Raw genomic sequence first — 19,076 nt, 5'->3', positions numbered from 1 at the left:
TCCTCCTAAATTTTTATCCTAGATATGGTCGGTATTTTGATTCAGCAGGGCGTCCAGTACGACGGCGGCAGCGACAGCCTCTACCACTGGCACCGCCCGGGGTACGATACAAGGGTCATGGCGGCCGGTGATGTGAAGCTCCTCCTCTGTGTGGGTAGAAAGGCGGACCGTACGCTGAGACTGGGCGATAGAGGGGGTAGGTTTAAAGGCAACTCGGAACAGGATAGGCATCCCATTTGATATCCCACCCAGTATTCCACCGGCATGATTTGTTTCAGTCCGGATAGCCCCATCCTCCAAAATAAATGGGTCGTTGTTCTCTGATCCCCGCAGGTTGGCGGACTGAAAGCCGGTGCCAAACTCCACGCCCTTTACAGCCGGGATGGCGAACAGGGCCGCGGCCAGTTGGCTCTCCAGGCCCTGAAACATGGGAGAGCCTACCCCGGCCGGCAGCCCGGTGACCATGCACTCTACAACACCCCCTACCGAGTCCCCTTCCCTCTGCGCCTGGAGGATGACCGCACGCATCGGCTCCTCCACATTGGGGTCTAGGACTGGGAATGAGGCCGCCTGAACCCGCCGCAGCACTTCTGTCTGTTCTCCCAGTGGGTCAAATGGCTTATCTTCTATCTGTGCGATAAAACGAATATGGGCCCCAATGGCAATCCCGCGTCGGGACAGGAGCTGGGCGCAGATGCCGCCGGCGATACAAAGGGGGGCTGTGAGCCGCCCAGAAAAGTGTCCGCCGCCCCGCACATCCTGATGGCCACCATATTTGATCTGGGCAGTAAAGTCTGCATGTGCGGGGCGCGGCTTATCGCATAGGTCATTGTAATCCTGGGACCGAATATTGGTGTTCTCGATGATAGCGGTCAGAGGCGCTCCACAGGTCTCTCCCTCCAGCAAACCACACAGAATACGAGGGATATCTCCCTCCTTTCGAGCGGTAGCGGTAGTGTCCCATCCAGGGGCGCGACGATGGAGAAAGCGTTGGAGTCCCTCCAGATCCACGCTCTCGCCGGCTGGCAGTCCATCCACTGTCACGCCGATCACCTGGGAATGGGACTGCCCAAAGATAGAGATATGGATATGCTTACCGAAGTACGAGGCCATGTATATTCCCTCCTAACACTTGAAAATGCTCCCAGAAATTGGGGTAGGACTTGTTTACGCACTCCGCACCTAAGATAGTTACTGGCTTCTGGCAAGTCTGGGCGGACACAGCGGCCATCATTGCAATGCGGTGATCGTTTTGGCTGTCAACCATTTCGCCTCCCATCAGGCTGTCCCGGCCCCGGATGGTAAGGCTGTCCTCCCCTTCCCTAATATCCGCTCCTAAAGCAATCAGAGCTGCCGTTACTGAATTGAGGCGGTCACTCTCCTTCATTCTAAGCCGCCCAGCGTTATTAAAGCGGCAGGTCCCTTTCCGTACCGCGGCCATTGCGGCCAGAGGGGGTACAAGATCAGGGTACTGGGACACGTCCAAATCCACATCACCTGGCCGCGCCAGTTTCCAGTAGAAGGAGGCCACAGCCTTGTCTCCCTGGGCGGAGGTGGGGTTCAACCCCTGAATCGTAATCTGTCCACCCAGAAAATTGGCGGCGTACCAAAAGGCTGCCTGGGACCAATCGGATTCCACAGTATAATCCATCGCCTTGTAAGCAGTCTTTCCTGTGATGTGAAAATACTTTATAGTATTGTGAAGCTCGGTCACTGTTACCCCTGCGCCTGCCAGGGTATCCAAAGTCATGGCGAGGTAATCCCGGCCCTCTATGTGGGTAGTAGGTACAATGCGTGATATCCCTGACACCAGAGGTAGAGCATAGAGAAGACCTGTAAAAAATTGGCTGGACACATTTCCGGGTAGCTCGTAGTCCCCTGCCTTCAGTTGTCCAAGGACTGTCAATGTATCCCCCTCCCTGTTCCAGGAGATCCCCTTTTCACGGAACAGGTGGATGTAAGGCTCCTGGGGCCGCTCCATCAGCCGGCCCCGGCCGGTAAATATCCCGCCTCCTGCTACCGCCAAGGCAATCGGGATGAGAAAGCGCAAGGTAGAGCCCGACTCTCCACAGTCAAAGTGTGGCAACTCCTTTCCCGGCTGGAAGATCCCCCCCATACCGGTCACCTCTAAGGTCCGCTCCCCCTTCCGCTCCCAATGTGCCCCCAGGGCACCGATACAACTCAGGGTAGCGAGGATATCCTGGGAAATGGCCACATTCTCCAGCCTGCTCCTGCCCCTGGCCAGGGCAGCGGCCAGAATGACCCGGTGTGTCTGACTCTTACTGGGTGGCGGAGTTACCCTGCCCTGTAGTTTGTTTGGAACAATGGTCACATCCATAAGCTCATCTCCCGTACATACACTTCAGCAGTCCCAGCAGCTCATCCCGAGCCATCTTTCGGTGTACCGCCTGCCCCAGCTTTTCCAGGACGATGAGGGATATGTGGTCCCCGGCGTTCTTCTTATCTAGTCCTACCGCCTCTGTCATAGTCTCCCAGGGGCAGGGAATGTCCAAGGGTAAGTCAAATTTTTTCAGAAGCTCCTGAATGCACTCCACCGTTTCCGGTGGCGTGACGCCCAGCTCTACGCCAAGTTGGGCGGCCCAGTTCATGCCAGCGGCCACTCCCTGCCCGTGAGTCCAGGTTTCATAATGTCCGGCCAGCTCAAAGGCATGGCCGACAGTGTGTCCAAAGTTCAGTAGCTGGCGCAAGCCGGTGTCCCGCTCGTCCTCTACAACCACCCGGCGCTTCAAGTCGCAGCAGGTATAGACTACATCTACAATGCGCTCCATCACTCTCACCCGGCTCCCGCACCGATTCAGGAGTTCAAACAACTTCCGGTCCAAGATACAGCCGTATTTGATGACCTCGGCCATGCCGTCGGAGAAGGTCCTGTCAGGCAGGGTATCCAGGCAGCCTGGATCGATGATTACCAGGCTGGGCTGCCAGAAGGCTCCTGCTAGATTCTTGCCAGCCCGCAGATCAATGGCCACTTTTCCGCCTACGGAGGAATCGACCTGGGACAGCAGGGTGGTAGGGATCTGGACATAATCTACCCCGCGTAACAGGGTGGCTGCCGCAAAGCCCGCCAAGTCCCCCACTACGCCGCCCCCAAGAGCTACCACAGCATCCGTGCGGGTCATACCAAAGGCCATCATCTTTTCCCAAAGGATAACAAGCTGCTCCGCGCTTTTTGACGCCTCCCCAGCAGGGATGGTAAGGCATTGAATCTGAAAGCCCATCTGCTCCAGGCTGTCTGCCGTCCGCGCCAAATACAGGGGCAGAACTCTGCTGTCGGTGACGATTGTCAGCTTCCGGGCGTTGGGGATCGCCTGACGGCACAGTACACCAGCCTGGTCCAGAGATCCCCGCCCAATCTTGATCTCATAGGGCCGGGAGGTATTGACGGCCAATGTTTTCATAGTCAGACCTCCTGGGCCGCCGCCCGAATGGCATAGACGGCCTTGACCACATCCTCAAACTGCTCTGGACGAAGGGACTGGGCCCCGTCGCATAGAGCGCGTGGAGGGTCATTGTGGACCTCGATGATCAGGCCATCCGCCCCGCAGGCCGCCGCCGCCATAGCCATGGGTTTGACATAGCGGGCCACACCAGTTGCGTGGCTGGGATCCACGATGACAGGCAGGTGGGTCAGCTCATGGAGCACGGTCACGGCGGACAGATCCAGTGTGTTCCGGGTCGCTGTTTCGAAGGTCCGAATCCCCCGCTCACAAAGAATGATGTTTTCGTTGCCGCTAGCCATAATATATTCTGCGCTCATCAGTAGCTCCTTGATGGTATTGGCCAGACCGCGTTTGATGAGGATCGGCTTCTGGGTCTTTCCCAGTTCCTTGAGTAGCTCGAAATTCTGCATATTCCGAGCACCAACCTGAATCACGTCCACGTCCTCGAACAACGGCAGGTGGTTGGCGTTCATGATCTCGGTGACAATAGGCAATCCAGTCTCCCTCTTCGCTTCCAACAGCAATTCGATGCCATCCGCCTTCAATCCCTGGAAATCATAGGGAGAGGTCCGGGGTTTGAAGGCTCCACCCCGGAGCATGGTGGCCCCAGCGGCCTTGACGCTTTTAGCCACGGAAATGATTTGCTCCTCGCTCTCCACCGAGCAAGGGCCGGCGATCATAACAAAGTTGCCGTGCCCCACCTTGACGTGCTCCTGGCCTACTTGGATAATGGAGTCCAGGGGATGGAATTTCCGGTTGGCGCTTTTGAAGGGTTCCGACACACGCTTGACTCCCTCTACAATATCCAGCCCACTGACCAAGCCCTCGTCTAGCTTGCTGGTATCTCCAATCACACCGATAATTGTCGAGTAGTCCCCGGTAGAAACATGGGTTCGGAGGTCCTGGGCCTCGATCCACTGAATCAGATCCCGGATTCGCTCTTCCTTTGCGTTCTGCTTAATGATGATAACCATGATGCGCTTCCTTCCTTTCCTCTGCGCTCTCCACCGGGTCATAAAAAATGACCTGCGGTGAAGCGTTTGTTCACCGCAGGTCATTCAATGTTCCAACACTCCACCTAAATTGCGGAGGGGAGCCGTCTGTTTGCAGCAAAAAACACTTTTACCTTTTTTGCACGAAAGCCAAAAAAGTAAAAGTAGCTAAAGAAGTAAGCTGCAAACTGCTTCATAAAAGCGTGGCTCCTTTCCTCAAAATGTATATTGGTTATTTTTATGGTAGCACTGGTCATTCCGTCTGTCAATTCAAAAAATATATTATTTTTTACAAACAATTTTATTATACTGTCAAAATTATATTCAAATAATACAATTCAGAGTATCAAGACGATTGTATTGACCGATAGAATACTCAGGTCGCAGGATATCCGTTAGCAGTCGCCCGTCCTCCTGCTTTACTCTATTTTTACTGTCTATTCAACAATCACTCCTGAGCTTGACTGTGTTGGTGGCGATCTTCTGCCGGAACATCTGGTCGTGCTCTACAAAAAGCAAGGTAGGCTGAAAGTCCAGAAGCAGGTCCTCGATTTGAATGCGGGAAAACAGGTCGATATAGTTCAGCGGCTCGTCCCAGATATAGAGGTGGGCGCTTTGACACAGGCTGACCGCCAATAACACCTTTTTCTTTTGACCCTCGCTGTATCCGGACATATCCCGTTCAAACAGAGCACGGGAGAAATCCAATTTTCGTAAGACAGTGAAAAACCTCGTCAGATCTATCCCCTGTCTTTCCGCCCATTCTAAAGGGCTGCCCTTCAGATGGTCCGTTTTTTGGGAGACATAGGATATCTTCAATCCAGACGCCCGCCAGAGTGTTCCGATATGGGACAGATTCTCCCCCAGGACAGCCCTGAGCAGACTCGTCTTTCCGCTTCCGTTTCCCCCATCCAAACATATCCGATCACCACGTTTTAGTGTAAAGCTAACTCCCTTGCAAGCAGGACTTTCCTCATAACAAACCGCAAAATTGCGCAGCTCCAGGATTCGCTCACTGTGATAGTCCAGCGGTGTTAGCTTCAAGCTGTCCGCACACTCTACATCCCGGAGCAGGGCAGACTTTTCCTGGATGGCGCTCCGCTGCCTGGCCTCAAGGGTTTTGGCCCGCTTCATCATTTTAGCTGATTTATGGCCGATAAATCCACGGTCTACCCGCAGTCCTGAATTCTTACTGTTAAATTTGCTCTGTTCCGTCCGCTCCGACCAATCGGATGCCCGGCGGGCTGCCTGTTCCAGTCGCCGGATATCCCCTTTCAGCTTCTCATTTCGCTCCTGCTCTCCCCTGTCCCGGGCCTCTTTTTCCTGAAACCAGGTAGAAAAATCTCCACGCATCAGTTCCGGGCCTGTCTGGTTCAGCGCCAGCACATGGTCGATACAGTGATCCAGGAAAGCTCGGTCGTGGGAAACCAGCAAAAAACCCCGGCGCGTATTTTTCAGATAAGCGGCTACCAGTTCCCTTCCCTGGACATCTAAATGGTTGGTGGGCTCGTCCAGCATGGGATAGCTGTCCTCGTCAAGGAAAATGGCGGCCAGAGCGGCTCGTGTCTGTTCTCCCCCGCTTAGACTGTGAAACGGCCGGTCCAGTAGATCTTCCCCCAGTCCAAGGCGTGAAAACTCCCTGATTAACCGCCACTCGTCCACATCCTCCATCCCATCTAACAAGACCTGCCGGGTAGGAAGGTCCATGTGGAGCACCGGTTTTGGATAGCGGCGGCATCGTCCAGGGAGAATGATCTGGCCCACGCCCTCCAATTCTCCCTCTAACAGGCGAAGCAGCGTGGTCTTGCCCCTGCCGTTGCGGCCTACCAGCCCCAGTCTCCAGTTGGTGTCTAGCTGCAGGTCCAACCCTTCAAATACCGGCGTATAGTCGCCCTCGTAGGTAAATCCAAGGTCTTGTATCATGATTTGTGACATAAGACATTCCTCCTGTCGTATCAAAAGTAAAAGCCGCAAGAGGGTATTCCTCTCGCGGCAGACAACGACAGAAAGACAGCCGGAAATTCCGATGTCATTCCTCCTGTTTGACCGAAAGCAGGTACGAATCCCTCTTACGCCGGGTACGACAGACCAGGGCCACAGAGGTGGCCCAAAGTTGTCATACCATATTCAGCAAGAGAGATTGCGCATTTTCCCGCCTCCGTTTCTTTCATATCGCGCCTATCATAGCACAGGAAAAAATTGATGTCAATAGAGTGGAAAAAGCTCCTTTTTATTGTATTGGACATCCCAAGCAGGGGGTATTTATGGCTTCGGAAGCCGCTGATGCTATCTGTAAACCGCCCAAACATCTGCATCCTCTCTGCAATCAGCTTCGTCAACTTTTCTTAACATTCTTTTTCAATCTTGCTGAAGACAGTACGGATTTGTGTGGTGCTATCCGACCACCTCATCGTACACTGTCCGCACCAGCGGTATTCGTAAATCTACTACTTGATATATCCATTCCCAGGTCTGCGTCTGGCCCTTTTCGCAGATTGAAAGTCGGTCATAATTTTTGCTGGAGGCTCCAAAGATGTGTCTAGCAGTTTCGCTTTCCCTGCTATGATTTTTTCTGTTATACTGTGTCAGTTTACAAATATCTATGTGTGGTACGCATTACAATTTCAGCTAGTAATCAGGTATTACCACCATAAAAAAGAGACCTCACGCAGCAGGGTGCGCACTGCACAGGACGCCATGCGGTCTGTCAACCCTATCGTACTCTCAGATTTATACACAGCAGGATCCTCCCTCCAAACTATAATATAAACCAGTTAGACTAGGACCCCCCAGCTATACTTGGGAGTTCCTATTGTTCAGACAGTGGGATTCAAGTTTTTTATCTTTGGACGAGAGGAGTTATTCACCAAATCCGCTATCAATGAGGGCTACCAGGGTATCCACAGCCTCCTGTTCATCCGGACCATCACCGCAAATCTGTACACGCTCGCCACAGGCAAGTCCCTGTGTCAGAAGTGTGACTATGGACTTGGCGTTGTTCATCTTGGGCGGCTCGCCTACTGTCCGCTGGATGGTCAGGCGGGAAGCATATTGTAAGGCACACTTAACAAATTCCGAAGCAGGGCGGGCGTGTAACCCGGTTTCATTCCGGATGGTAGTTTCCTTTTCATACATGATACTTTCTCCTTTCAAGGCTTGCTTTTCAATCTCTCTAGTCGTTCTTTTACTTCTGCCTCTGTGGTCAAGACACAGATATCCCGTGCACACTGCTCCGCCTGCCACAGGTCTAGGTTGCACACCAGCTCCTTCACCATCGCCACGGAGGACGCACCCACAGACAGGGTCCTGAGCCCCATGCCCAGCAAGGCAGTCACTGCCAGTGGGTCACTGCCCATTTCACCGCATACGGAAATCTGCTTCCCGGCATCGTTGAAGGCCTGGATTGCAAATCTCAGCAGCCGCATCAGCGCTGGATGGAAAGGGCGGTAATACTGACTGACCACGGGGTTCACGCGGTCCACCGCCAGCGTATACTGGGTCAGATCATTGGTTCCGATGCTGGCAAAGTCTACCTCTTTTGCGACTTGGTCAGCCAGAAGAGCCAGCGAGGGTATCTCAATCATCACACCTACCGACATCTTCTGGTCCCACTGCTCTCCCCTAGACTGGAGCTGCTCCTTGGCCCGTTCAAGCAGAGCCTTCGCCTGGCGGATGTCCTCAATGCCTCCTACCATGGGGAACATCAACTTCAACCTTCCGTGGGCCGAGGCCCGCAGGATGGCCCGAAGTTGGGTCAGGAACATATCCGGGTGGTCAAAGCACAGCCGCACAGCCCGGTTGCCTAAGAACGGATTCAATTCCTTTGGCAGATCCAGGCAGGGAGCCTCTTTGTCGCCACCGATGTCCAGAGTACGTACAGTCACTGGTGCGGGGGCGAACACCTCAAAGACTCGGCGATAATAACGATATTGTTCCTCCTCGTCTGGAATCTCCTGTCGGTCCATGTAGAGAAACTCCGTTCGGAACAAGCCAACACCATCTACAAAGGCAGCACACTGCAATTCCTTGTCATCAACCGCACCCACATTGACCATCACCTGAACCCGCTCACCATTGAGTAGGGTCGGCTGTACCTTCCGGTAGGTTTCCTCCCGTTCCCGTGCGGCATGGAACTCAACCTGTTTGGCCCGGAAGTTGGACAGCTCATTCTTAGAGGGTTGGACAATCAGTGCTCCCTCCAGCGTGTCGACCAGCACCAGCTGACCGTCTTTCACAATCTGGCAGATATCAGTCACACCAGCTAGGGCAGGGATGCCATAACTGCGAGCAATGATAGAACTATGGGAGGTGATACCGCCTACCTCTGTAACGATGGCCAGGACCTGGGAGGGGTCTAGTGCGGCAGTGTCGGATGGAAGCAAATCATGGGCAAACAGTACCACGGGTTCTAACAGTCCAGCCAGACCTTTATCCGTCCGGCCCTCCAGACAGCGCAACAACCGCAGGCGCACGTCCGCCATGTCCGCAGCCCGTTCGGAAATGATGGAGTTGGGTGACATGCGCAGGACCTCAGCATACTGGGAATACACTTGGTCCACCGCCCAGGAGGCTCCACAGTCCTCAGAGCGGATCAGCATTTCAATCTCCTCCGTCATCACGATGTCATCCAGAATGCCCATGTGAGCTTGGAATATCTTTGCCCGCTCCGGATCTCGGGCCGTCATGTTCGTACAGAGCTGTTCCAGCTCTGTACGAGCCGCACGGTGGGCCGCCTGATATCGCTCCATCTCATCTTGCGGCTCTCCCTTTGAAACCTGGACCACATTTGGCACATAGGGCGCATAAAGGAAGGCCGTTCCCTCCACCAATCCTCTCGATGTTGCTATACCGGGATATCTCATCTTGATCACTCCAATGGTCTATGAATTCTGCGTTACTCGGATACGCCGATTCGATAACTGCGCTGGAACAGCCCGCCGGCGTCTAAGGCAGTCACCCGTGCCTTTTGGTCGATCTCTCCCGGTTTCTCCCCACACAACGCGTTGATGCCGCACCAGGGCTCCAGGCAGAGGAATTCAGCCTGTTCCACGGTATGGGGGTCGGTCCAGACGGCCACTACCGGGAAATCCGGGAAATCGACCCACAGGGCATAGTTCTTCTTCTCACACTGTAGTGCGACACGAGTAAGGCCCGTGTCTTCCAGGATGAGTGCATCCCGCTCCATCAATTTGGGCGAGAGGGGAAGCACTGTACCTTTCGGGGCTACAAGTTCCTTCTCCTCCGTAAGGTAACGTCCCTTTACCCGGCGTGTTTCCACCAAAATAGGTTTGTCAAATACTAACTGGTAGTCGCTCAAGCTGGTACCGGGTAGCAACCGGAAACCCGGATGGGCACCGATGGAAAAATACATGGTTTTATTATCCAGATTTTTTATGTTCCAAGTGACATGAATTCCATTTTTTTCCAGTTGATAGCTGATTTCTAAGACAAAGTGGAAGGGGAAATATCTCCAGCTCTCCTCACTGTCTCGCAGGGCAAAGGCGGCGGACTCATCTTTCCTGTCCAGCAACTCAAAGTCCATGTCCCGGGCAAAGCCGTGGGCGGGGGCTGGGTACTTTACCCCTCCATGTACATAGACCTCACCGGCCAAACCGCCAATGTTTGGGAAAAGAACCGGTGAGCTACGCTTCCAGCTCCCATTCCCGTTCCACAAATACTCCCGACTGGTCTTTTTGCTGTACAGCCGCTTTAGTTCGGCCCCATGTTGGGCAATCTGAGCAATCAAGGCCCCGTTCTCAATGGTAATCAAATTCATGGATCCGCACCTCTTTTGCTTTTTGATGATTTGTATGTTAAACTAATTATATATTTCTTCTATATTTAAATACACGGAGGCCATTATGGACAAAACAACAAAGAAAAATTTTCAGGCGAGAGAGTACATCATGAATATTATCCTCTCTTCACCAATCGGAACAAAATTGCCGTCTGAGCGGGAGCTGATGTCCCACCTCAACTTTTCACGGCCCACCATCCAGCACGCCATCGACGACCTGTTACTGGACGGCTACCTCTATCGAGTAAAGCGGCAGGGGACCTTTATCGCAAACAATTTCCGCAGTACCAACCTCAACCGTATTTCCAGCTTCAACGAGGCGGCCAGAGAACTAGGCGTTCAGCCCGACACGGAGCTGTTAGACCAGGCGATTGTCCCCGCCAACGAGTATATGGCGACAAAGCTGGACTGCCCTATGGGAACGATCATCCACTTCTTCCTTCGGCTGCGGAAGCACGCCGGGATACCCGTGATACTGGAATACTCTTACTTCACTGATTTTGCTGTCTCCAACATCACGAAGACCGACGTGACCCGGTCGATCTACCGGTATATCGAGCAGATTAAGGGCCTGTCTATTGGTTCAAGCAGTGTTACCATTGAGGCGGTCCTGCCTGAGGCGGAAATCGCCGAACTCCTCGAGGTTCCTAATAATGAACCGTTGTTGCAGTTAGAGCGCTCCTCCCGGCTCCAGGATGGGCACACCTTTGAATATACTAATAGCTTTGTAGTCTCACGATACAATAAATTTTCTGTTACTTCAGTACGCCGTGGATAGAATTAAGTTGGCCTATCACAGGGAGATGGTTCTCTATGATAGGCCTTTTTAATCGTTATCCAGGCCTTTAACCAGATAATCTGCAGCGGAGAGATACGCACGCTCCTGTGTGGTCAGCTTTCCCTTACTTTCCAGTACCCGCTTTGCCTCATAGCAGTCCCGATATTGAAACCCGGCGTCCAGTGCGTAGCCGGAGGCAATAGACCACCCTTTTACCCGGTAGGCCTCTAGGATGGTGCCATCCTTTTTAGCGATGAGCACGGCCACCCGCACCCCCGCCAGAGACTTGGCGATGGCGACACTGCTCGCCGGCCCCCGCACTTTCAACTGGACTAGCTCCTTGTTTAGCCGGATTTGCTGAGGCACGGCCAGCATCCGCGCTAAAAATATCATCAGAATTAGGGCAATGGCAAGAAAAGCCAGCTCTTTTCTCATACGTATCTCTCCCTATTCAGCAGTAGAACCGGATGGTGTCTCCTACCCGGACCTCGGGCAGGGGTTTCTCCTCCACATGAATCACGCCAGGAAGAACCGGGGCCTTCTTTCCATCAAAGTGCAGGGTGCAGTGTCCCAGAAGCCTAAAGGTTTCCATAGCCTTATGTCCGATGGCGGTTACCTGGTAGGTATGTCCGCCGAAGTCCAGGATATCTCCGGGGGCAACGTCCCGGTTCACCTGGGGCATGGTAATCTGGACACTGTACTCCTCCAGACCGTTGCCGGCCTGATTGCCGAAGAGGATTAGGATATGGTCCTCCACAAAATCAAGCGCACCCTGGCCCATGCCGGTAATCCTAGTCTCACAAATATTTTCCATGGAAGCTCCTCCGCAATCAGAACAGGAACATACCGATGACGATTGCCAGACCGACCTCCACAGGGGCGATAATGAATTTGCTGTAAAGGCAAGCAGGTACGGCAATCTCAACGGTTTCTGGTTCGGCTTCAGTAAGGGACATTCCCACAGGGATAAAGTCGGAACCACAAGGCTGGTGAATGGCGAACACAGCAGGCAGTGCCATGGCCAGTGGGATATCGCCGGTGGCAATCAGGCCGCCGATGAGGGTGCCAATGATGGAGGCGATGACGGCACCTGGACCGATTATGGGGGAAATCAGGGGGAACGTGATAATCAGCGACATAATGAGCAGACCGATGCTGGAACTGGCAAGACCGCTCAGGCCGTTGGCGATGATATTGCCCAGACCGGTGGTCAAGATGAGGGTAGACACGGTGGCAATGAGGATCATAAAGGGAATGATGGTGGACAAAACGATTTTGAATGAGCGCTTGGCAGACTCAAAGATGATCATGACGAATTTGCCGATGGCAGAAGAAATCGTAATCGCCAGATTTCCAATCGCGTTCATAAATATTACCCCTCTTTCGATTCAATATTTCTCGGCGTCACGCCAGAGACATAGATACCGGCCTTGACAAAGGCGGCAAAAGGACCACTGGGACCAGCAGGGTTGACGTTGATTGTCTTCAGCCCTTTCTTGGGAAACATACCAAGGCGGAGAGTACCTCCGCAGTTGACGATGACGCAGGCGGTTTCCTTATCGGGGATGACCTTGCGGAAACCGTCCACCGCCTCACCGCCGGTGATCTCGGCGATCTTCTTAGCCACGGGATGGATGCCCGTCCCGGTCATAGAGACAATCTTGTTGCGCTCCCCTTCGACGGAGATTTCCAGCGGGGTGCCAAAACCGCCGCTGCCCTTGGATACAATAGCGATGCTCATAAGAGTCTTTCTCCTTTCACTTACAGTCAGCGTCAAATCAGGTCATATCTTCTGTATAAACCTTTTCGGCTTTGTTCTTTTCAATTTGATTGAAATCCACGCCCTGGCGCTTGGCAAGGAACATAGTCATTTTCTCTACCACAAGTCCGATGAAACTGGAGGTGCAGAAGGCTAGGGCGAAGGTAGCTACAGCAAGGGTGGCGCCAGCCCGCTCGCCAGCGATGGTGACCACGCCGTTAAAGATGCCCAGCCAGACGAACAGCTCACCGGGATTAACGTGGGGGAACAGGCACATCATGGGTGCCATGTTGGTGCGGGTACAGACCTCCTGATAGCCGGGCTTGTACTTCTCGGGCAGATATTTGCCGAAGGTAAAGGATGCAGGGCTACCCACCATAAAGTTTGCCAAGTAGGGTAAGAGGGTATAGCGGGCGAAGAAATTTTTGGTCAGCTTACGGGAGGCGGAGTCGAACCGGTCCTCACCAATGAGGGCCACGATGGCATTCAGCACTGTCAGGGCGATCAGGGCTAAAGGGACGATACTGGCAGCAGTCCCCATAAAAGATTCACCAGCGGCTGAAAAAAAGCCTGTTATACCCTGGGCGATACTTACGATGAAATCCATGTTGTTTCCTCCTTTTACATCCTATATTTTTGTTTTCACTGGCAGGAATCATATTGGGCGGCCAACTCCACCTGGTGTCTGTTACGCAGATAGTCGGCGTAGGCGTCCGCCTTGGCCTGGCAAATCTCCTGGCACAGAGCCATATACCGCTGGGTAGTCAACTCCGGCAAATCCAACTCTGCTTTCCGGACAGTCCGGGCGGCCTGCTCCGCCTTAGCGGCCTGCTCCATAGCAGCTTGGTGATCGGCCCTGCCAGCTCGCACCCGCTGGATAATTTTATCCAGCCGGGCCTTCTCACCAGCGCAGACCTGTGCATCGGCCCCTGAGGCCGGGATCTGACACTGCTCCTCCAATGTACCATAGATGTCCGTATAGTACTTGTCCAGTGCGGTCAGGACCCAATCCTTAGTAATAGGCTTGGCGCTGATGATGGTGTACCGATAGGCAATCTCGTCGATATATGCCTTTAGGTCGGCCAAACAGTCATACAAGGTGATGGGCGCGATTTTGTAGTTGGTCCGGGGGTTGATAGCCAGGTCGGCCAGGGAGATGTCCAGCCCCAGCCGTTGAATCATGGACAGCGCCCGCTCATGCTCGTTCTCCTGGAGCAGAGACATAAAGTACACAGAAAGGGCAACCACCTGTCCATGAGTCAGTTCAGTACCTGCCACATTCTCGAAATGGTCGAACATACCGTGCTCACTGGCACTTTCCCACATGGTGTGCTGCATGATCCAGCTCTGCTCGGCAATCCAGTGATAGGCCCGGGCCAGGAACATGGCGCCTGCTTTCCGTCCATTACGGATATCGTCAGCGTGCTCAGCCAACAGGGAGAGCAACTCCTTGGCACCCTCACACACGTCCTGGGAGAAGGGTTTCTCCAGTATGGTGGTTTCCCGGTGATCAATGGGGTCGGGAACAGACATTCCCCGGGCTACCAGGCTGTTGATCCGCCAGTCAAAGGTGGCAGTCAGGATAGATAGCAAATCTCCGGCACCGGCAATATTCAGCTCCCGAAGCATGTTCCACTGTCGGCCTGCGGTTGCGGAATCCTCACCACCCGCCTGAGCCCGCTGGAGCAGCTTAGATCCGGTAATAACATCCAGGTCAATACAAATAGCCTGGGGCAGACCGTAGAACTTATATACCACGTTGTACGCCCCTGACTTGTAGGGGTCCTTCATCCGGATGGCCGCCTTGTAGCAAAAGGAGGCGTTAACGGAAAGAGCTGTAGGCACGCTGTACAGGGGGGCGTGAATAATGTTCTCGGCAAAATACTTTCCCGCATCACTGGCTACGCCGCCGCCCAGGGCGACCACTGCTTCAAAGGTCCTGTCAGCTAGGCTCGCCGTCTGCTGTACCAAATGTTTAGGCAGAGAAGCGTCCTTCTGCTGATGGGCTACCGTGCCGTCATATAGCGTCTGGATAGCGCACAGAGTGTCCTCCTTGGTGTCGGTTACGTAGATGCAGGTATAGTTGGTGCCTTCCAGCTGGTCTAGCGTAGCCAGATAGGCACCGGGGGCGGTAACCAGCAAATAGTTGTTAATCTTCTGCTCTTTCAAAAAGTCTGAAATGGGCTGATACTTGATGTGGAACACCTGATCCTTGGCCTTGACCAACGGGCGGATGGGCAGGAGGGGCAGCTCACAGGCAGATGCCACGGTTTGACGCCGCTCCAATTCCGCAAGGCGCGCTTGAGATAGGCCCCCACAGCCCGCATAATATTTTTCCATAATACACCTGACTCCTTCTGACTCAAATAAGCGGGTAAATCAACCCTTGATGCCACACTTGTCGGCCAGCGCCCGGTCGATGACAATGGTAGCGTCCCTGTGTAGCTTCAAAACGGAGACGGGAAGGTCAGAGGAGACACTGTCATCGGCAAAGAGCTTAGAGATGACGGGTTGCTTACTATCTCCAGTGGCAATCAGGATAATCTTACTGGCCTTCATAATATCGCCCACGCCCATAGTGATGGACTTAGTTGGCACATCGGCGGGGGAGTCGAAGTAGCGGGAATTGGCCTGAATGGTGCTCTCGTCCAGTTCCTCAATGTGGACGCCGGCAGTGAGGACAGCGCTGGGCTCATTGAAGCCTATATGTCCGCTGACGCCAACGCCCAGTAACTGGAAGTCCAGCAGTTTGTCGCCATACAGCTTTTGGTTGAAGGTCTTAATCTCGGCCTGGGGGTCATTCAAGCCACTAGCCACATAGGTGTTCTCCTTCTTAATGTTCACATGGTCAAAGAACCAGTTGTCCATGCACTTGCGGTAGCTGACTGGATTGTCAGGGCTCATCCCCAGATACTCGTCCAGGTTTACAGTGGTCACATTGGAGAAGTCTACCTTGCCGTCCTGATAGGCTTTGACCAAGTGGGGATATACCTGCTCAGCGGTGCCGCCAGTGGCCAGTCCCAACTTGGCAACGGGGTTAGCATTGACCAGAGAGACCATTTCCTGTGCTACATATTTGCAGGACTCCTCATAGCTGTTGGTAATAATCAGTTTCATATTAAGTTCGCTCCTTTACTTGTAAGATTTTTTATTCTTCAGATATGACTGCTACTTATATTGTGCTGATGGTTTTATTGTAGGATGCTGGACATATCCAGGGCAAGTATCCACGAACTTTTGTTTTTTCTTTGTTGGAATCGCCAGTTAATAGAGTTTTATTTTGGAAATTTTCAACATAAAAAAACTATTCTTTTGATGTATTAAATAAAATAGGCCACTATATTTTGTCGTTTTTGTCATTCCGTTATCCGAAGTACGTTGCCCTCTTTCCACCATGGATATATCCAGAGCAGTTTAGAGAAGGCAATCCAAACAGTAAAAAGGAGTTGTTACTATTTTTGAAATGTGTTACAATATGGGCGATATATTGGGGGGATGATATTTATGACACAAAACAAGTATGTCATTTTTGATATGGATGGCGTCCTGTTCGATACGGAGGCCCTTACCATCCGCATATGGGAGCAGATCGCAGAGGAATATTCTATCCCTCATGTAACGGAGGTCTGCCATCTTTGCGTCGGTATTAACGCCGTAGAGACGGAGCGAATTTTCGAGGAGCATTACGGAGATCGTTTACCAATTCACGATATCCGCAAGGAGGTTGCCCATCGTTTCCGACATATTCTGCAAACGGAAGGCCCACCTCCTAAACCTTATGCCGACCAGATCCTTCCTTTTCTAAAGGGCAAGGGGTATTTGCTGGCCGTTGCATCCAGCACAGTCTCCCATATCGTTCACCAGAACCTGACCACGGTAGGCTTTATCCAGTATTTTGACCAAATCATTGATGGCGATATGGTCCAGCGAAGCAAACCTTACCCAGATATCTTTCTCAAAGCCTGCGAAGCACTGAGATGCACTCCGGCGGACGCCTATGTCATTGAAGATTCTTTTCATGGTATCCGAGCCGCCCATGCCGCCGGAACTACTCCTCTAATGGTCCCGGATCTGTTTCAGCCTAATGAGGAGATCCGCAAACTGTGCCACGCAGTTTTTTCCGACTTGGGAGAAGTCCAGACATTCTTTAAAAATATGTGAATCTTCCCACTTCGGAGCAAACTCCATATTGTTTGCTCCGAATTTCGATAAAAGTCGGAGCACGCTCATTTCATTTATTATCCTTGTTATATATAGTCCATCTCCAAGGGCCAGCTTGACGTGCGATTACCCGGCCACAAGACGGTTCTAGAAAGGCTCCAACCACACTCCCTTACAGTTTTTACCAATCAGTTAGATTCCGCCAGACGCTTGATATAAAACAAGGTTACAAGGCGTTTTGTAGATACAGCATCAAGTCTCACATCTGGAGGTTTTGCTCATGGTTTGTGTCGGTATTGGCCATGTAGGACTTGAGACCCAAATAGGACAAGAGCATAGCCAAGATTAACTAGCCCAAAGGGGAAAGGAAAAAAAAAGCCAGGAACTAAACAGTTCCTGGCTTTCACGCTCTAGGGTGGGCTTTGAGATAGACATCTTTGAGCTTTTGGTTCAGCAGTTTGGAATATATCTGAGTGGATGAGATGTCGGCGTGGCCCAGCATCTCCTGGATGGAGCGCAAATCAGCGCCGTTCTCTAGCAGGTGTGCCGCAAAAGAGTGCCGCAGGGTATGTGGAGTGATGTCCTTTTGGATTCCAGCCTTCTCCTGGTAATATTTGATGAGTTTCCAGAAACCCTGACGGCTCATCCGTTCCCCGTTCATATTGACAAAAAGGGCGGTCTCTTCCACATCCTCCACCAACTGGGGACGGACATTATGTACATATTCGCTCAGTGCACGAATGGCGGTCTGGTACAGAGGAATGATTCGCTCCTTCCCCTTACTGTAGCATTTAAGTACCCCGCCCGGAAGATTGAGATCATCCAAATCCAGGTCGATCAGCTCACTGACCCGGATGCCGGTGGCATACAACAGCTCCAGCATAGCTCGGTCCCGGTAACCCTTCAAATCTGTACAATCAGGCTGCTCTAAAAACAGCTCGACTTCCTTTCCAGTCAGAACTTGGGGCAGTTTACGCTCCACCTTGGCCGGGGCCACCCCCTTGGCCGGATTACGGTCCACTTTCCCAAGGGCGATCAGACAGTTATAAAAAGATTTGATAGACGCCACAGAGCGGGTTACCGTGGCGGGAGACTTCCCTTTTCGTACCAAGGATTTGGTGAACCCCTCTACATCTTTGGGTAACACCTCAGTCAAGGACACACCGCTATCCTCCATAGACTGAGCGAATTGATGAACGTCACGGACATAGGAACTGACCGTGTTTGCCGAGGCGTGTTTTTCAGTTTTCAAATAGTCCTCATACACTGTCAAAAGCTCAGACACGTTCCTATGCTCCCCTACAATGATTTTACAACACAACACGGGCAGCTGCCCGAAGAAGAACTGGGATCACATGGTATTCTACTAGGCCACACAAAAGGATCAGGATGAAGCTGACTGTCAGCTTTCCCCAATAGACTGGCGCGAAGGGTAGTGCGTCGCGCCCATCACCAAGGCCACGCAAAAGCAGCTTGCGCGAACCATTCAGCCCTTGGACGCCAGAGAGAAAAAGAGCCGGTCCCCACAACAGCGCTGGCAAGCCAAACAAAAACAGGGCGGGCAGCAAGCCAGAAGATCCGAATACACGGCAGAAGCAGGCCACAGAAAAAGCGAAGAAAAAACCCCGCACCCCAAAAAGTAACGGCAGACCCACCACACCGATCCCAGTAAGGCCGAGCAAAAAAACAGCAAGCAGGTACCGAAGCTCCTCCCACAAGCCGGACCAAAAGTTATGAAAGAGGGCACCATCTCTGACCAGCCCCAGGTAATCCCGCAGATAGTCACACAGCTCCTGTCCACCCTGCCCGTCTGCCAGACTGGCAAAGATGGAACCGCAAAGTCCCCCCAATAAAAAGAAACCTGATAAAATAGCCAAGGGGACCCATTGTTCCGACGGCAAGTCCCATTTTTTTCGTTCCCTCTTTCCCATCGCTGTCACCTCAAGATAACCTTATGAGAAGGGGGAAAAAAATAGACATGGAAAGCTCAAAATAAGGCCCACCATTTTCTATATTCTTAATATAGCCTCTTCTTCCGCTTCGCGCAAGTGTTTTCGGTCATATTTTCAAGAAATATTTTTTCTGCTCCAGTTTTATGTAAATTGCGTTATGTAAATTTAAAAACCAA

At 52.5% G+C, this 19,076-nt stretch carries 19 protein-coding genes; 2 read left to right on the top strand and 17 right to left on the bottom strand.

All coding sequences use genetic code 11. From position 1 onward, the window contains the following. Positions 1-18: 18 nt before the first annotated feature. The 8 genes from aroC to WKS99_RS08155 form a co-directional block, all read right to left on the bottom strand. A complete protein-coding gene (gene aroC, locus WKS99_RS08190; protein ID WP_340405715.1) occupies positions 19-1,113 on the bottom strand; it encodes a chorismate synthase in 1,095 nt (364 codons plus the stop codon). Beyond that, complete coding sequence (gene aroA / locus WKS99_RS08185; protein WP_147571772.1) at positions 1,094-2,338, bottom strand: 3-phosphoshikimate 1-carboxyvinyltransferase; 1,245 nt, start codon at positions 2,336-2,338, stop codon at positions 1,094-1,096. Before aroA ends, aroC begins: the two co-directional genes overlap by 20 nt. A gap of 4 nt (positions 2,339-2,342) precedes the next feature. After that, positions 2,343-3,419 carry a 3-dehydroquinate synthase gene (gene aroB / locus WKS99_RS08180; protein ID WP_340405714.1) on the bottom strand — a complete coding sequence of 359 codons (1,077 nt, stop codon included), beginning with the start codon at positions 3,417-3,419 and terminating at the stop codon, positions 2,343-2,345. Positions 3,420-3,421: 2 nt separating this feature from the next. Continuing rightward, positions 3,422-4,435 (bottom strand): 3-deoxy-7-phosphoheptulonate synthase, encoded by a 1,014-nt coding sequence (aroF, locus tag WKS99_RS08175; RefSeq protein WP_240287690.1) that lies wholly within the window; start codon positions 4,433-4,435, stop codon positions 3,422-3,424. Positions 4,436-4,894: 459 nt separating this feature from the next. Continuing rightward, on the bottom strand, positions 4,895-6,388 hold the full coding sequence (abc-f, locus tag WKS99_RS08170; RefSeq protein WP_340405713.1) for a ribosomal protection-like ABC-F family protein: 1,494 nt from the start codon (positions 6,386-6,388) through the stop codon (positions 4,895-4,897). A 924-nt stretch (positions 6,389-7,312) separates the two neighbouring features. Beyond that, a complete protein-coding gene (locus WKS99_RS08165; RefSeq protein WP_340405712.1) occupies positions 7,313-7,588 on the bottom strand; it encodes an HPr family phosphocarrier protein in 276 nt (91 codons plus the stop codon). Between the two features lie 14 nt (positions 7,589-7,602). Further along, positions 7,603-9,315 carry a phosphoenolpyruvate--protein phosphotransferase gene (gene ptsP / locus WKS99_RS08160; protein ID WP_340405711.1) on the bottom strand — a complete coding sequence of 571 codons (1,713 nt, stop codon included), beginning with the start codon at positions 9,313-9,315 and terminating at the stop codon, positions 7,603-7,605. 32 nt (positions 9,316-9,347) lie between these two features. Continuing rightward, positions 9,348-10,229 (bottom strand): aldose 1-epimerase family protein, encoded by an 882-nt coding sequence (locus WKS99_RS08155; protein ID WP_186852565.1) that lies wholly within the window; start codon positions 10,227-10,229, stop codon positions 9,348-9,350. 85 nt (positions 10,230-10,314) lie between these two features. Between WKS99_RS08155 and WKS99_RS08150 the strand changes: the two genes are divergently transcribed. Next, positions 10,315-11,028 carry a GntR family transcriptional regulator gene (locus WKS99_RS08150; protein ID WP_186852564.1) on the top strand — a complete coding sequence of 238 codons (714 nt, stop codon included), beginning with the start codon at positions 10,315-10,317 and terminating at the stop codon, positions 11,026-11,028. Between the two features lie 48 nt (positions 11,029-11,076). Here WKS99_RS08150 and WKS99_RS08145 read toward each other — a convergent pair whose 3' ends face one another. The 7 genes from WKS99_RS08145 to WKS99_RS08115 are packed head-to-tail and all read right to left on the bottom strand — an operon-like array spanning position 11,077 to position 15,904. Next, entirely contained in the window at positions 11,077-11,463 is a 387-nt protein-coding gene (locus tag WKS99_RS08145) for a transcriptional regulator GutM (RefSeq protein ID WP_262670319.1), read from the bottom strand. A 16-nt stretch (positions 11,464-11,479) separates the two neighbouring features. Then, positions 11,480-11,842, bottom strand: a complete 363-nt coding sequence (locus tag WKS99_RS08140) for a PTS glucitol/sorbitol transporter subunit IIA (RefSeq protein ID WP_186852562.1) — start codon at positions 11,840-11,842, stop codon at positions 11,480-11,482. 16 nt (positions 11,843-11,858) lie between these two features. After that, positions 11,859-12,395, bottom strand: a complete 537-nt coding sequence (locus tag WKS99_RS08135) for a PTS glucitol/sorbitol transporter subunit IIB (protein ID WP_186852561.1) — start codon at positions 12,393-12,395, stop codon at positions 11,859-11,861. Positions 12,396-12,400: 5 nt separating this feature from the next. Next, positions 12,401-12,769 (bottom strand): PTS sorbitol transporter, encoded by a 369-nt coding sequence (locus WKS99_RS08130; protein WP_186852560.1) that lies wholly within the window; start codon positions 12,767-12,769, stop codon positions 12,401-12,403. Positions 12,770-12,806: 37 nt separating this feature from the next. After that, positions 12,807-13,394, bottom strand: coding sequence for a PTS glucitol/sorbitol transporter subunit IIC (gene srlA / locus WKS99_RS08125; protein ID WP_186852559.1), 588 nt, complete (start codon positions 13,392-13,394; stop codon positions 12,807-12,809). Positions 13,395-13,429: 35 nt separating this feature from the next. After that, on the bottom strand, positions 13,430-15,127 hold the full coding sequence (locus tag WKS99_RS08120) for an iron-containing alcohol dehydrogenase (RefSeq protein ID WP_262670317.1): 1,698 nt from the start codon (positions 15,125-15,127) through the stop codon (positions 13,430-13,432). A 39-nt stretch (positions 15,128-15,166) separates the two neighbouring features. Next, entirely contained in the window at positions 15,167-15,904 is a 738-nt protein-coding gene (locus WKS99_RS08115; protein WP_186852557.1) for a glucosamine-6-phosphate deaminase, read from the bottom strand. A gap of 387 nt (positions 15,905-16,291) precedes the next feature. Between WKS99_RS08115 and WKS99_RS08110 the strand changes: the two genes are divergently transcribed. After that, positions 16,292-16,948 (top strand): HAD family hydrolase, encoded by a 657-nt coding sequence (locus WKS99_RS08110; RefSeq protein WP_186852556.1) that lies wholly within the window; start codon positions 16,292-16,294, stop codon positions 16,946-16,948. Between the two features lie 403 nt (positions 16,949-17,351). Here WKS99_RS08110 and xerD read toward each other — a convergent pair whose 3' ends face one another. After that, positions 17,352-18,233, bottom strand: coding sequence for a site-specific tyrosine recombinase XerD (gene xerD, locus WKS99_RS08105; RefSeq protein ID WP_147571768.1), 882 nt, complete (start codon positions 18,231-18,233; stop codon positions 17,352-17,354). 25 nt (positions 18,234-18,258) lie between these two features. Then, complete coding sequence (locus WKS99_RS08100; RefSeq protein WP_147571767.1) at positions 18,259-18,879, bottom strand: stage II sporulation protein M; 621 nt, start codon at positions 18,877-18,879, stop codon at positions 18,259-18,261. Positions 18,880-19,076: the final 197 nt, after the last annotated feature.

The organism is Flintibacter sp. HCN-6482, assembly GCF_037892565.1.
Taxonomy (GTDB): domain Bacteria; phylum Bacillota; class Clostridia; order Oscillospirales; family Oscillospiraceae; genus Lawsonibacter; species Lawsonibacter aceti.
Note: the sequence above shows the minus strand (reverse complement) of the source record. Positions and strands in the feature narration are given on the sequence as shown.

Bases quoted from the DNA above. Each gene is read 5' to 3' on its own strand.
- WKS99_RS08150 (WP_186852564.1), top strand. From the start codon at position 10,315: ATGGACAAAACAACAAAGAAAAATTTTCAGGCGAGAGAGTACATCATG.
- ptsP (WP_340405711.1), bottom strand. From the start codon at position 9,315: ATGAGATATCCCGGTATAGCAACATCGAGAGGATTGGTGGAGGGAACG.
- aroC (WP_340405715.1), bottom strand. From the start codon at position 1,113: ATGGCCTCGTACTTCGGTAAGCATATCCATATCTCTATCTTTGGGCAG.
- WKS99_RS08130 (WP_186852560.1), bottom strand. From the start codon at position 12,769: ATGAGCATCGCTATTGTATCCAAGGGCAGCGGCGGTTTTGGCACCCCG.
- srlA (WP_186852559.1), bottom strand. From the start codon at position 13,394: ATGGATTTCATCGTAAGTATCGCCCAGGGTATAACAGGCTTTTTTTCA.
- WKS99_RS08145 (WP_262670319.1), bottom strand. From the start codon at position 11,463: ATGAGAAAAGAGCTGGCTTTTCTTGCCATTGCCCTAATTCTGATGATA.
- WKS99_RS08140 (WP_186852562.1), bottom strand. From the start codon at position 11,842: ATGGAAAATATTTGTGAGACTAGGATTACCGGCATGGGCCAGGGTGCG.
- WKS99_RS08100 (WP_147571767.1), bottom strand. From the start codon at position 18,879: ATGGGAAAGAGGGAACGAAAAAAATGGGACTTGCCGTCGGAACAATGG.
- aroF (WP_240287690.1), bottom strand. From the start codon at position 4,435: ATGGTTATCATCATTAAGCAGAACGCAAAGGAAGAGCGAATCCGGGAT.
- WKS99_RS08120 (WP_262670317.1), bottom strand. From the start codon at position 15,127: ATGGAAAAATATTATGCGGGCTGTGGGGGCCTATCTCAAGCGCGCCTT.
- aroA (WP_147571772.1), bottom strand. From the start codon at position 2,338: ATGGATGTGACCATTGTTCCAAACAAACTACAGGGCAGGGTAACTCCG.
- WKS99_RS08165 (WP_340405712.1), bottom strand. From the start codon at position 7,588: ATGTATGAAAAGGAAACTACCATCCGGAATGAAACCGGGTTACACGCC.
- WKS99_RS08135 (WP_186852561.1), bottom strand. From the start codon at position 12,395: ATGAACGCGATTGGAAATCTGGCGATTACGATTTCTTCTGCCATCGGC.
- WKS99_RS08155 (WP_186852565.1), bottom strand. From the start codon at position 10,229: ATGAATTTGATTACCATTGAGAACGGGGCCTTGATTGCTCAGATTGCC.
- abc-f (WP_340405713.1), bottom strand. From the start codon at position 6,388: ATGTCACAAATCATGATACAAGACCTTGGATTTACCTACGAGGGCGAC.
- WKS99_RS08110 (WP_186852556.1), top strand. From the start codon at position 16,292: ATGACACAAAACAAGTATGTCATTTTTGATATGGATGGCGTCCTGTTC.
- WKS99_RS08115 (WP_186852557.1), bottom strand. From the start codon at position 15,904: ATGAAACTGATTATTACCAACAGCTATGAGGAGTCCTGCAAATATGTA.
- aroB (WP_340405714.1), bottom strand. From the start codon at position 3,419: ATGAAAACATTGGCCGTCAATACCTCCCGGCCCTATGAGATCAAGATT.